Source organism: Plantibacter sp. CFBP 8775, from assembly GCF_014839505.1.
GTDB lineage: Bacteria > Actinomycetota > Actinomycetes > Actinomycetales > Microbacteriaceae > Plantibacter > Plantibacter auratus.
On record NZ_JACYNV010000001.1, the window covers coordinates 2580953 to 2593236 of the forward strand.

General features: G+C 70.8%; 10 protein-coding genes. 6 read left to right on the top strand and 4 right to left on the bottom strand.

All coding sequences use genetic code 11. From position 1 onward, the window contains the following. The first annotated feature begins 40 nt into the window (after positions 1-40). The 5 genes from IFR14_RS12165 to IFR14_RS12185 all read left to right on the top strand — a co-directional run bounded on the left by IFR14_RS12165 (position 41) and on the right by IFR14_RS12185 (position 5087). Positions 41-1009: an ABC transporter permease gene (locus IFR14_RS12165; protein ID WP_079706032.1), complete on the top strand. Its 969-nt coding sequence runs from the start codon at positions 41-43 to the stop codon at positions 1007-1009. After that, entirely contained in the window at positions 1006-1872 is an 867-nt protein-coding gene (locus IFR14_RS12170) for an ABC transporter permease (RefSeq protein ID WP_191941142.1), read from the top strand. Before IFR14_RS12165 ends, IFR14_RS12170 begins: the two co-directional genes overlap by 4 nt. Next, positions 1869-2690, top strand: coding sequence for an ATP-binding cassette domain-containing protein (locus tag IFR14_RS12175; protein ID WP_191941143.1), 822 nt, complete (start codon positions 1869-1871; stop codon positions 2688-2690). The genes IFR14_RS12170 and IFR14_RS12175 overlap by 4 nt, the downstream gene beginning before the upstream one ends. Continuing rightward, positions 2687-3469, top strand: a complete 783-nt coding sequence (locus IFR14_RS12180) for an ABC transporter ATP-binding protein (protein ID WP_191941144.1) — start codon at positions 2687-2689, stop codon at positions 3467-3469. Before IFR14_RS12175 ends, IFR14_RS12180 begins: the two co-directional genes overlap by 4 nt. 115 nt (positions 3470-3584) lie before the next feature. Further along, on the top strand, positions 3585-5087 hold the full coding sequence (locus tag IFR14_RS12185) for an MFS transporter (protein WP_342365690.1): 1503 nt from the start codon (positions 3585-3587) through the stop codon (positions 5085-5087). Between the two features lie 7 nt (positions 5088-5094). On the opposite strand, the gene IFR14_RS12190 is transcribed toward IFR14_RS12185, so the two are convergent. The 3 genes from IFR14_RS12190 to ku all read right to left on the bottom strand — a co-directional run bounded on the left by IFR14_RS12190 (position 5095) and on the right by ku (position 8865). Continuing rightward, positions 5095-7278, bottom strand: a complete 2184-nt coding sequence (locus IFR14_RS12190; RefSeq protein WP_191941145.1) for a RecQ family ATP-dependent DNA helicase — start codon at positions 7276-7278, stop codon at positions 5095-5097. A gap of 91 nt (positions 7279-7369) precedes the next feature. Continuing rightward, entirely contained in the window at positions 7370-7852 is a 483-nt protein-coding gene (locus tag IFR14_RS12195; protein ID WP_371416572.1) for a VOC family protein, read from the bottom strand. Between the two features lie 32 nt (positions 7853-7884). Then, positions 7885-8865, bottom strand: a complete 981-nt coding sequence (gene ku / locus IFR14_RS12200) for a non-homologous end joining protein Ku (protein ID WP_191941146.1) — start codon at positions 8863-8865, stop codon at positions 7885-7887. A gap of 111 nt (positions 8866-8976) precedes the next feature. On the opposite strand from ku, the gene IFR14_RS12205 reads away from it, so the two are divergent. Next, a complete protein-coding gene (locus IFR14_RS12205) occupies positions 8977-11421 on the top strand; it encodes an ATP-dependent DNA ligase (RefSeq protein ID WP_191941147.1) in 2445 nt (814 codons plus the stop codon). 27 nt (positions 11422-11448) lie between these two features. Here the strand turns inward: IFR14_RS12205 and IFR14_RS12210 are convergent, their stop codons facing one another. Further along, positions 11449-12183, bottom strand: a complete 735-nt coding sequence (locus IFR14_RS12210) for a response regulator transcription factor (RefSeq protein WP_079706041.1) — start codon at positions 12181-12183, stop codon at positions 11449-11451. Between the last annotated feature and the right edge of the window lie 101 nt (positions 12184-12284).

Below are 12284 nucleotides of genomic sequence, written 5' to 3' on the forward strand. Positions count from 1 at the left end.
CCGCCCGGTCGGCCCGGGCCTCGCTACGCTGAGGTCCACCATGCTCGCTTACCTGCTGCGCCGATCCGCGTTCCTCGTGGTGTCGTTCCTCGTCGCCATGACGGTGCTGTTCGTGCTGCTCCGGCTGCTGCCGGGCGACCCGTCGAACGCCCTGCTCTCGGTGAACGCCACGCAGGAGCAGATCGACGCGGCGCGCGAGCAGGTGGGAGCCGACCGGCCGCTCGGCGAGCAGTTCGCCGCCTGGTTCGGCGGCGTCCTCACCCTCGACCTCGGTTCCTCGTTCGTGAGCTCGCTCCCGGTCGGACCCGAGATCGCGTCGCGCCTCCAGGTCACCGTGCCGCTGACGCTCCTCGCCTTCCTCCTCGCCGTGGTGCTCGCCCTCGTGGCCGGTGTCGTGTCCGCACTCCGGGCCGACCGCTGGTACGGCATCGCGTTGTCCGGCCTCTCGCAGCTCGGGATCGCCGTGCCGGTGTTCTGGGTCGGCATCCTGCTCGTCAGCGTGTTCGCGGTGACGCTCCGACTGTTCCCGTCCGGCGGCTTCCCTCGCGACGACTGGGCAGATCCTGCCGCGGCACTCACGAGCCTCGCCCTCCCGGTCATCACCATCGCCATCGTCATGAGTGCGTCGATCACCCGATACGTCCGCTCCGCCACGCTCGACGTGGTCGGGAGCGACTATCTGCGCTCGGCACGGGCGCAGGGAGCCGGCTTCGGTGAGGCCCTGCTCCGACACGGCGCCCGGAACGCGGCGGTGCCCGTCGTGGCGATCCTCGGCATCGAGCTCGCCACCACCTTCCTCGGCGCCGTCGTGGTCGAGAGCGTCTTCAGTCTGCCCGGCCTCGGGTCGATGCTCCTGACGGCGATCCAGCAGCACGACTACCCGAACATCCAGGGCATCCTCCTCGTCTCGACCCTCGTCGTCCTCCTGACGGGCTTCGTCGCCGACATCGCGCAGCGGCTCATCGATCCGCGTCTGCGCACCTCGATCTCGGGGAACGGGCTCCGATGAGCGCCGTCGACGCCCAGACCGCGCTCGCCGACCGACGCCCGGTGCGGCGCCGCGCCCGGTCCGCGACGCTGACCGTCGGACTCGTCCTCGTCGGCGTCATCGCCGTCCTGGCGGCCGTCTCGCTCGTGTGGTTGCCCTTCGCCCCCACGGACACCTCCGGCGGTCGTCTCGAAGGCCCGACCGGCACCCACTGGCTCGGTACGGACAAGCTCGGTCGCGATTTGATGACCCAGCTCATGATCGGTGCGCGCATCGCGCTCGCGACCGGGGCGGGGGCCGTCGCGGTCGGCGCGATCATCGGTATCGCCGTGGGACTCGCTGCGGCCTTCGCGTCGGCCTGGCTGGACGACACGATCTCCGCCGCGCTCGACGTCGTGATCGCCTTCCCGGTGCTCCTGCTCGCCATGCTCATCGTGGCAGCCCAGGGCGCGTCACTCGGCACCGCCATCATCGCGATCGGACTCGCCATGTCGGCCATCGTGGCCCGCCTGACCCGGATCCTCACGAAGCGGGTCCTCAGCGAGCAGTACGTGGTCGCGGCCAGGACTGCCGGGACGAGCTGGGCCGGTGTCATCGGCCAGCATGTGCTCCCGAACATCTGGCCCACCCTGAGCGTCAACCTCGCGCTGCAGTTCGGCATCGCCGTCCTCGCCGAAGCGAGCCTGTCGTACCTCGGCCTCGGCGCGCCACCGCCGAACGCCTCCTGGGGACGCCTGCTGCAGGAGGCCCAGGCCACCGTCACGACGGCACCGGTCGGCGCGATCGCTCCGGGTGTCGCCGTGGTGATGCTCGTGGTGGGCGTGAACTTCATCGCGGACGGCCTGCGGGACCTCGGCGATCCGACGAGGAGGCGCGGCGCATGAGCGATCTCCTCGACATCTCCGGACTGACCATCACCCGAGGCGTCCGGCGCGGTGCTTCCGACGGCGCTGACCAGCCGCTCCTCGACGGGCTGGACCTGACCATCGCCGCCGGGGGTCGCCTCGGACTCATCGGCGGTTCCGGGTCCGGGAAGTCCTTGACCTCCCTCGCGGTGATCGGGCTGCTCGGCGAACAGCTGAGCGCGAGCGGCAGCGTCGAACTGGCCGGCACCCAGGTGATCGGTGCCCCGGACCGCGCGCTGCGGCCACTCCGCGGTCGGGTTGCCGGACTCGTCTTCCAGGAGCCGCTGACCGCACTCGACCCGCTCATGCGGGTCGGCGCTCAGCTCGCCGAGCCCCTGCGTCGCCATCTGGGACTCCGGGGCGAACGGCTCAAGGAGGCCGTCGAAGCAGCCCTCGTCGAGGTGTCCCTCACCGACACTGCGCGCATCGCCGCCTCCTACCCCCACGAGCTGTCCGGCGGGCAGCGGCAGCGCATCGCGATCGCCATCGCGCTCGCCGGTCGCCCGCAGCTCCTCATCGCGGACGAGCCGACGACGGCGCTCGACGTGACCGTCCAGGCGGAGGTGCTCGCGCTCATCGACCGGCTCGTCCGGGAACGCGGCATGGCCCTCCTGTTCATCAGTCACGACCTCGCCGTCGTGTCGACCATGGTCGACGAGGTCGTCGTGCTGAGCGAGGGTCGGGCCGTGGAACGCGGCGCGGTGGCGCAGGTGCTGACGGCACCGCAGCACGTGGACACCCGTCGTCTGGTCACCAGCGCACGTGCGCTCGACGACGCGCTGGAGGACCCACGATGACCGATGCACCGATCACGACGACGCCGATCCTCGAGCTGGATGCGGTCGGTTTCCGGTACCGCGGCGGTCAGGAGGCCCTGGACGACGTGTCGCTGGCCGTCGGCGCAGGAGAGGCCGTCGGGATCGTCGGTCAGTCCGGCGCCGGTAAGAGCACCCTCCTCCGGCTGCTGCTCGGCCTCGACCGGCCGACCACGGGCTCGGTCCGGTTCGACGGTGGCGCACTGGACCCCCGCGATCGGACACGGGTCCGTCGGTTCCGCGCATCGGTGCAGGCCGTCTTCCAGGATCCGTACTCCTCGCTCGATCCTCGGCAGCGCATCGGGCGCATCGTTGCTGAACCGCTGCGATCCCTCCGTCTGGCGACCACCGAGCAGGCGGCCGTCCGCGCGTCCGAGGCGCTCGAGGCGGTGGGACTGCCCGCCGACGCGGCGTCGCGGTTCCCGCACGAGTTCTCGGGCGGCCAGCGGCAGCGGATCGCCATCGCCCGCGCAATCGTCCCGAACCCCCGACTCCTCCTCGCCGACGAGCCTGTCAGTGCTCTCGACATGAGCACCCGGATCCAGATCATCGAGCTCCTCGCCGAGCTGCGGGCCTCGAACGGTCTGGCGCTCGTCATGGTCTCGCACGATCTCGGCACGGTCGCAGCGCTGTGTGAACGCACGATGGTCCTTCGCCACGGGCAGGTCGTCGAGGCCGGCGCCACCGCTCAGATCCTCCACGATCCCGCCGAGGCCTACACGAAGCAGCTCATCGCGGCGATCCCCCGCCTCCCGCGCTGAGTCGACGACGAGGCCGGACGACATCGGCCCGGCCGAGCCGGGAATACCGCACCGACGGACGGTGTTCGACTCCGAGTGGCCTCGGCCGCATCGACTCTCCACAGGAACAGGACCCGTGACGCAGGATTCAGCGCAGCCCGACGACCACGACGAGGACCAGCCTGGGGCCGAGCGCCCCTGGCTCAGCGACGAGGAGCGGGCGGCACTCCGCAAACCACTTCCGGAGCGGGCGGTCGTCACGAGCCTCGCGTTCACCGGTCTCGTCGCGGCGTTCATGATGACGCTCGTCACCCCACTCGTGCCGACGCTTCCCACGATCCTCGGCGTGCACGCCTCCGACAGCATGTGGGTCGTGACGGCCACGCTCCTGTCGGCCGCGGTCGCGACCCCGATCGCCGGTCGGCTCGGCGACCTCTACGGCAAACGACGGATGGTGCTCATCCTGCTCGGGATCATGATGGCCGGATCGGTGCTCGCCGCCTTCTCGTCCACGATCGTCCCGCTCATCGTCGCCCGTGCCCTCCAGGGGATGGCGATGGGCGTGATCCCGCTCGGCATCAGCATCCTGCGCGACGTGCTCCACGCGAAGCGGCTCGGCCCCGCGGTCGCGCTCGTGAGTGCCACCCTCGGCATCGGTGGTGCCGTCGGTCTCCCGATCTCCGCCGTGATCTCGCAGTACCTGGACTGGCATGTGCTGTTCTGGGTCGCGGGTGCACTCGGGCTCATCGGCTTCGTCCTCGTCGCGCGCTTCGTCCCGGTGAGCACCCTCCGGAGCGAAGGCGGTTTCGACTGGATCGGCGCGATCGGTCTCGCCGCCGGCCTCGTCCCGATCCTCCTCGCCGTCTCGAAAGGCAACGAGTGGGGTTGGACGAGCGTCGGGACCCTCAGCTGCTTGATCGGCGGCGTCGTCGTGCTCCTGCTCTGGGGGTGGTTCGAGGTACGGTCCTCCAGCCCGCTCGTCGACCTGCGCATCGCCGCCAGGCGGACGGTGCTCTTCACGAACCTCGCATCCATCACGGTCGGCTTCGCCTTCTTCGGCAGCACGGTCGTCCTCCCGGGCATCCTCGAGGCGCCGCTCGGCACCGGGGTCGGTCTCGGGCAGAACATGCTCATCGCGAGCCTCTGCCTCATGCCCAGCGGTCTCATCATGTGGGCGATGTCGCCGGTCGCCGCTCGACTGACCGCGGCCAAGGGCGCCCGGTTGAGCCTGCTGATCGGCATCACGATCATCGCGGTCGGCTACGCGATCGCGATCGGACTCATGACCGAGGTCTGGCACACCGTGCTCACAGCCACCGCGGTCGGCTTCGGGGTGGGGTTCGCCTACGCCGCCATGCCGACGCTCATCATGGGTGCCGTCCCGCCCAGCGAGACGGCGGCGTCCAACGGACTCAACTCCGTGATGCGGACGCTCGGTTCCACGATCGCGAGTGCGGTGATCGGCGCCATCCTGGCCTCCCAGGTCGTCACCGACGGAGCTGTCACGACACCCAGTGCGGACGCCTTCCGTCTGAGCTTCGCGATCTGCGCTGCAGCAGCCGTCGTCGGACTCGTCTGCACGATCCTGCTGCCGCGGCACCTGGCCAAGGACACCCGCTCCAGCCTCCACGAGGGCTGATGGGCGATCAGCCCACGATCCCGAGCGCGAACGGGAGGACCGGGCCGGATCCGGCGCGGCGGAGCGCGCGACCGGCGACGGTGAGCGTCCACCGACTGTCGGCCCGGTCGTCGACGAGCAGGACCGGCGCGCCCTCGAGCGCTGCGAGCTGCGCCCGGAGTTCGGATCCGACGGTGAAGGCGTCCCAGACGCCCGCCAGACGGTAGGCGCTGTTGCCGCCGGGACCACCGCGCGGGCCGTCGCCGACGAGGTCGAGCTCCCCGAGGTACGGCAGTCGCCCGAGCGACGCGATGCCCCTCGCCACCGAGTCGACGAGCTGCGGACGCGACCGTGACGGCACACTGACCACGGCGGCCGGCCGTTGCGTCCACGGCCAATCCGCCAGGACGCGGACACTCGCGTCGATGACCGCGCGGGAGGCGGGAGCGTCGGGTGCACCCGCGGCGAAGAGCTCACGCAGCACACCACCCCAGCCGAGGTCGGTGAGCCGAGCGAGCGCACGCCCGGCCTCGAGGCGGTCGTCGAGCGCAATGCGTCCCTTCACCGCTGCGCCGTCGGCGGTGACGCCGAGGCGGTCGGCTCCCGTGGGCCACTGCGCCCGCGGTTCGAGCTCCACGCCGACCCGACCGAGCGCTTCCGACGCGGAGGCGGCCGCCGCACTGTCGAGTTCGGTGGGGAACCACGGCCCGGCGCAGCGGTCGCACCGGCCACAGGGCACCGCGCTCGCGTCGTCGAGCTCACGTTGCAGCACGAGCATCCTGCACTCGTCGCCCCGCTCGTAAGCCAGCATCGCCTGTTGCTCCGCCACCCTGGCCTCGGCGATCCGCCGGTACCGCTCCCGGTCGTAGACCCACGGCTGCCCGGTCGACACCCATCCCCCGGCCACCCGCTGCACCGCGCCGTCGACGTCGAGCACCTTGAGGAGGAGTTCGAGGGGTGTGCGACGCAGGTTGACGAGCGCCTCGAGCGCGGGCGTGGACCGCGGCTGACTGTCGAGTGCGTCGAGCACCGCGGTGGCCCGCGCTTCATCCGGCATCGACGCGGTCGCGAAGTACTGCCAGATCTCCTCGTCCTCCGCCCCGGGCAGGAGCAGGACGTCGGCATGCTCGGTGGCGCGGCCGGCGCGACCGACCTGCTGGTAGTACGCGACCGGCGAGGACGGAGCGCCGAGATGCACGACGAACCCGAGGTCCGGTTTATCGAACCCCATGCCGAGCGCGCTCGTCGCGACCAGCGCCTTCAAGCGGTTCTCCTTGAGGAGCCGCTCCGACTCCTCGCGTTCATCGGGATCGGTCCGGCCCGTGTAGGCCCGGACCTCGTGACCGGCCTCGCGCAGCAGCCGCGCGGTGTCCTCCGCGGCGGACACCGTGAGCGTGTAGATGATGCCGGACCCGGTGAGCCCGCCGAGGTGGCTGAGCAGCCAGGTGAGGCGGTCCCGGGACTCCGGCAGCCGGAGCACGCCGAGCCGGAGGGACGCCCTCGCGAGCGAGCCGCGGATGGTGAGCACCTCGGCTCCGTGGGAGCCTGCGGCGCCGGGTGCGGTGAGCTGCTCGGCGATGTCGCGGACGACGCGTGCGTTGGCCGTCGCGGTGGTCGCCAGAACCGGGACCTCGGCCGGGAGGCGTCCGATCAGTTCGGCGAGCCGCCGGTAATCGGGTCGGAAGTCGTGTCCCCAGTCGGAGATGCAGTGCGCCTCGTCCACCACCAGCATGCCCGTGCGGGCCACGAGGGTCGGGAGCTGTTCATCGCGGAAGCGTGGATTGTTGAGCCGCTCGGGTGACACGAGCAGGACGTCGACCTCGTCGGCCTCCAGGCGCGCCCGGACGTCGTCCCATTCGTGTGCGTTCGCCGAGTTGATCGCCACAGCGCGCACGCCGGCGCGCTCGGCGGCCGCCACCTGGTCGCGCATGAGCGCGAGCAACGGCGAGACCAGCAGCGTCGGCCCGGCGCCCCGTCGGCGCAGGAGGGCGGTCGCGATGAAGTAGACGGCGGACTTGCCCCAACCGGTGCGCTGGACGACGAGCGCACGACGATGTTCGTCGACGAGCGCGAGGATCGCTTCGAGTTGACCGTCGTGGAACGTGGCCCCCGGAACGCCCGTGAGTGCGGCGAGCGCCGCCGTCGCCTCGGCGACCGATCCGGTGGGGGTCGGTTCGGGGTGGGCGGGGGTGGGCGCGCTGGGGTGGGACATGCGGCAAGTCTGTCAGGAGCTGCTGACGGTGGACTGCGTTGGCGTCTCGGAGGGGCGGTGTCCCGTCGGTTGGTCGGTTGTGGAGGAGCCGCTATCGACCGTCCGCTGCGGCGACGAGTTCGGCGATGACGAACTTGGTCTGCCCCATCATGCATTGCATGGCCCGTGCCGCGCGTTCCCGGTCGGGGTCGTTCTGCAGTTCGGCGAGGATGCCTGGCACGATCTGCCAGGACAGTCCCCAGCGGTCCTTGAGCCAGCCGCATTGGCTCGGGGCGCCGCCGTCGGCGATGAGGGCGTCCCAGAGCCGGTCGATCTCGTCCTGGGTGTCGGCTCTGACGGAGAAGGAGAACGCCTCGGTGAACGAGAAGATGGGCCCGGCGTTCATCGCGCTGACGGGGAGTCCCTCGAGCTCGAACTCGACGACCATCGCCTGGCCGGCCGGCATGGGTCCGCCCTCCGGGTAGCGGCTCACCGAGGTGATCCGGGAGTCGGGGAACAGTGACACGTAGAAGGTCGCCGCCTCCTCGGCTTGCGAGTCGTACCAGAGGAACGGGGTGACGCGGTGCTCCATCATGTCGTGCTCCCTCTCAGCCCGGGCGTCGTCGCTCAGGCGCTCTTCTTGCGTTTCGTCGCGGTCGACGGTTTCGACGCCGCGGTCTTGGCGGTAGCGGTCTTCGCGCCACTCGTCTTGGCGGTACCGGTCTTCGCGGTACCGGTCTTCGCCGAGCTGCTCGTCGCGGCGGGCTTGGCGGTGCCGGACCGTTTCGCTCCACTCGCCGTCTTCGCGCCGGTCGTGCCACGTTGCCGTTCGATGCTGCGTTGCAGCACCTCCATGAGGTCGATCGGCTCGGCGCCCGTGTCGTCGTCGGGTTCGGGCTGCTCGCCGAAGGTGGCGGCGGTGTCGAGTGCGTCGCCCTGCTCGAGTTTCGCGTCGATGAGCTTCCGGAGCTGTGCCTGGTATTCGTCGACGAACGCGTCCGGGCGGAAGCGGGACGAGAAGGACTCGACGAGCGCCTCCGACATCTCGAGTTCCTTGGCGGAGATGCGGACGCGTTCCTCGAGGGCCGGGAACCGCACCTCCCGGACCTCGTCCTCCCAGAGCAGTGTCTGCAGGAGGATGACGTCCTCGCGCACCCGGAGGGCACCGAGACGCGTCTTCTGGCGGAGGGCGAACCGCACGATGGCCGTGCGGTCGGTCTCCTCGAGCGTCCGCCGGAGGAGGACGTAGGCCTTCGACGAGGAGGAGTCCGGTTCGAGGAAGTAGCTGCGGTCGAACATGATCGGGTCGAGGTCGTCGCTCGGCACGAACTCGACGACCTCGATCTCGCGGCTGCGTTCCTCGGGGAGTGACGCCAGGTCGTCGGCGGTGAGGACCACCGTCTGCTCGCCGTCCTGGTAGGCCTTGTCGATGTGGTCGTAGCTGACGACCTTCCCGCAGACCTCGCACTTGCGCTGGTACCGGATGCGTCCGCCGTCGGCGTCGTGGACCTGGTGCAACGAGAGGTCGTGGTCCTCCGTGGCGCTGTACACCTTCACCGGGACGTTCACCAGACCGAAGGTGACCGCACCCTTCCAGATCGCGCGCATGACCGCTCCCGTCCGCGGGCGGATCCGCCCGCGCTGTCGTGGTGACCAGTAGACACCCGGAACATCGTCAAGGGCTAGCCCTTGACGCCCCTGGGCGGCAGGCTGATCGCCATGGCGAGGACGAGCGGTGGCGGCGGGCAGACGCAGTGGGTCGACGTCGACGGACGCCGGATCCAACTCACCCATCTCGACAAGGTGCTGTACCCCGAGACCGGCACGACGAAGGCCGAGGTCCTCGCCTACTATGCCGCGGTCGCCGAACACCTGCTCCCGCACCTCGCCGATCGGCCGGTGACTCGGAAACGCTGGGTGCACGGCGTCGGCACGGCTGCGTCGCCGGAGTCGGGGTTCTTCCAGAAGGACCTGGGCGCCTCGGCTCCCGACTGGGTCCAACGGCTCCCCATCGAGCACAGCGATCACACGAACGAGTACCCGATCGTCGACGATCTCGCGACACTCACGTGGCTGGCGCAGCTGGGTGCGCTCGAGCTGCACGTGCCGCAGTGGCGGTTCGACCGATCCGGCGAGCGCCGACCGCCCGACCGTCTCGTCCTCGACCTCGATCCGGGTGTGGGGGTGTCCCTCGCCGAGTGCGCGGGGGTCGCGGGCCTGGCGCGGGCGGTGTTGGTGGACATGGGGTTGGATCCGGTACCGCTCACGAGTGGGAGCAAGGGGATCCACCTGTATGCGGCGTTGGACGGTCGGCAGAGTTCCGCGGAGGTGTCGCTCGTGGCGCATGAGCTCGCGCGGGCGCTGGCTGCGGACGAGCCGGGCCTCGTGGTGAGCGAGATGTCGAAGCAGCGACGCACGGGGAGGGTCTTCGTCGACTGGAGTCAGAACAACGGGTCGAAGACGACGATCGCGCCGTTCTCGTTGCGGGGTCAGTCACGGCCGACGGTGGCGGCTCCCCGCCGGTGGGAGGAGCTCGACGATCCCGGGCTGGCGCAGCTGGAGTTCCCTGCGGTGCTCGAGCGGCTGGCGGACGGTGAGGACCCGTTGCGGGTGCTCGGCGACCCGCGTCCGTCGATCACGATCCGCCCGTCGGAACACGAGGACCGGCTCGTGGAGTACCGGCGGAAGCGGGACGCGGAGCGGACGCCCGAGCCCGTCCCGGAAGGACCGCCGGCGCCTCCCGCTGCCGGGACGCCGCCCTCGTTCGTGATCCAGCGGCACGAGGCCCGGAAACTCCACCATGACTTCCGACTCGAGCACGACGGCGTGCTGGTGTCCTGGGCCCTGCCGAAGGGGGTGCCGACGGATCCGAGCAGCAACCATCTGGCGGTGCGCACGGAGGACCACCCCATCGAGTACGGCAGTTTCGAGGGCACGATCCCTGCTGGTGAGTACGGGGCCGGTGAGGTGACCATCTGGGACGCGGGCACCTACGAGCTGGAGAAGTGGCGCGACGACGAGGTCATCGGGACCCTGCACGGCCGGGCGGGAGGTGCGCTCGGCGGGCCGATGCGGTTCGCGCTCATCCGGACCGCGGGCGGGACGGGACGGGAGGCGCCGTCGTGGCTCATCCACCGGATGCGCGCCCCGGGCGACCCGCCGGCTCCCCCGGTCGCACGGCCTCGGGGGATCCCCACCCCCATGCTCGCGAGTGTCGCGGCACCCGGCGAGCTGGTCGACGACGGATCCTGGGCGTTCGAGATGAAGTGGGACGGCATCCGTGCGATCGCGAGCGTCGACGGCTCGACGGGGCGGGTGCGGTTGTCGAGCCGGAACGGCAAGGACCTCACGGCGGCGTACCCGGAGGTGGTCGAGGAACTCGCGGCGTCGCTCGCCGGCCGTGCGGTCGTCCTCGACGGCGAGATCGTGGCGTCGGGTCCTGACGGCCGTCCCGACTTCTCGCTGCTGCAGCGTCGGATGCAGCTCACCGCGGAGCGGGACGTCGAACGGGAGCGCCGTCGGACGCCGGTCCGGCTGCTGCTGTTCGACCTGCTCGCGCTGGACGACACGGATCGGACGGAGCTGCCCTACCGGGAGCGTCGCGAACTGCTCGAGCGGACGATCGGATCCGGGACCGTCGTCCAGGTGCCACCGACGATCGACGGCTCGCTCGACGATGCGCTCGAGGTGAGTCGGGGGTTGCGGTTGGAGGGGGTGATGGCGAAGGAGCTCGACGGACGCTACCGCCCGGGTCGGCGCAGCAGCACCTGGGTCAAGTTCAAGCACGAACGCATGGAGGAGGTCGTCGTGGCCGGCTGGCGTCCCGGTCGGGGCGGGCGCTCAGGTGGGATCGGGTCGCTCCTGCTCGGGGTGCCGGGCTCGGACGGGTTGCTGCACTACGCGGGACGGGTCGGAAGCGGCTTCAGCGATCGGGAGTTGGCGGCGACCGCGCTCCGCTTCGAACGGCTGGGCCGGGCATCGACGGCCCTCGTGGGTGTCCCGCCGGCCGACGCGGCCGACGCCAACTGGGTGGAACCGGTCCTCATCGGGGAGGTCCGCTTCAGCGAGTGGACACCGGACGGACGGTTCAGGCACCCGGTCTGGCGTGGGTGGCGCCCTGATCGGACGGTGGACGACCTCGAAGCACCGGACCGCGGACGCTGAGCCCGCGCATCGACCGCGGACGTCCCGTCAGGACAAGCGGCCGGATTCGGCGAGGAGGGCGAGGACGGCCGAGACCCGAGGGTTGCTCGAGGTGTCGTGCTCGATCCCGAGTGCGGCGTAGATCGCCGTGAGGTGGTTCTGGACGGACTTCTCCGCGATCCCGAGCCTGGTCGCGATCCCCGTGTTCGAGCGACCGGTCGCGAGCAGCTGCAGCACGGCGTACTGCCGATCGGTGAGCGACTCGAGACTCGACCCCGCTCTGGGCCGGGTCCGGTCGATGAGTTCGGGATCGAGCATCGTCTCGCCACGAGCGGAGACCCGGATGGCCTCGAGCAGGATCTCGCGCGTGAGTGACGAGGTCTTCGACAGGTAGCTCCAGCCGTCGCGGACGTCCGCCGGCATCTCGAGCAGCATGTCCATGAGGTCGTAGGCGGACAGCAGGACGACACCGAGGCCGGGTTGCGCACGGCGGAGGGAGACGCCGAGGCTCACCCCGTTGCCGTCGGGCAGCTCGATGTCCATGGTCAGCACGTCCACCGTTCCCGGGAGGAAGAGCCTGCGGGCCTCGGCGACCGTACCGGCACGCCCGACGAACTCCACGCCTGGCGCCCCGTCCAGCAGCTCGGCGAGCATGCCGCCGAGCAGCGGCTGATCCTCGATCACCCCGACACGCAGCGGCCTGGTGGTCGCGGCGTCCGTCGTCGCGTCACCGACCGTGGACAGCGCGGCGGGCGAAGGGTCGGAGTGCGACTGGTGGTGCATGTTCCGAGTATCCCGGATCGACCGGGGAACGACCGAGGGGGAAGCTCCCGACGGGCCGCACGTCGATGTCGGCGGTGGCGCGCACGGCAGGTCAGAATGGA

What these genes read in the sequence shown, in the direction of transcription:
- IFR14_RS12175 (WP_191941143.1), top strand. Translation starts at nt 1,869, where the DNA reads ATGAGCGATCTCCTCGACATCTCCGGACTGACCATCACCCGAGGCGTC.
- IFR14_RS12205 (WP_191941147.1), top strand. Translation starts at nt 8,977, where the DNA reads ATGGCGAGGACGAGCGGTGGCGGCGGGCAGACGCAGTGGGTCGACGTC.
- IFR14_RS12170 (WP_191941142.1), top strand. Translation starts at nt 1,006, where the DNA reads ATGAGCGCCGTCGACGCCCAGACCGCGCTCGCCGACCGACGCCCGGTG.
- IFR14_RS12210 (WP_079706041.1), bottom strand. Translation starts at nt 12,183, where the DNA reads ATGCACCACCAGTCGCACTCCGACCCTTCGCCCGCCGCGCTGTCCACG.
- IFR14_RS12190 (WP_191941145.1), bottom strand. Translation starts at nt 7,278, where the DNA reads ATGTCCCACCCCAGCGCGCCCACCCCCGCCCACCCCGAACCGACCCCC.
- IFR14_RS12165 (WP_079706032.1), top strand. Translation starts at nt 41, where the DNA reads ATGCTCGCTTACCTGCTGCGCCGATCCGCGTTCCTCGTGGTGTCGTTC.
- IFR14_RS12180 (WP_191941144.1), top strand. Translation starts at nt 2,687, where the DNA reads ATGACCGATGCACCGATCACGACGACGCCGATCCTCGAGCTGGATGCG.
- ku (WP_191941146.1), bottom strand. Translation starts at nt 8,865, where the DNA reads ATGCGCGCGATCTGGAAGGGTGCGGTCACCTTCGGTCTGGTGAACGTC.
- IFR14_RS12195 (WP_371416572.1), bottom strand. Translation starts at nt 7,852, where the DNA reads ATGATGGAGCACCGCGTCACCCCGTTCCTCTGGTACGACTCGCAAGCC.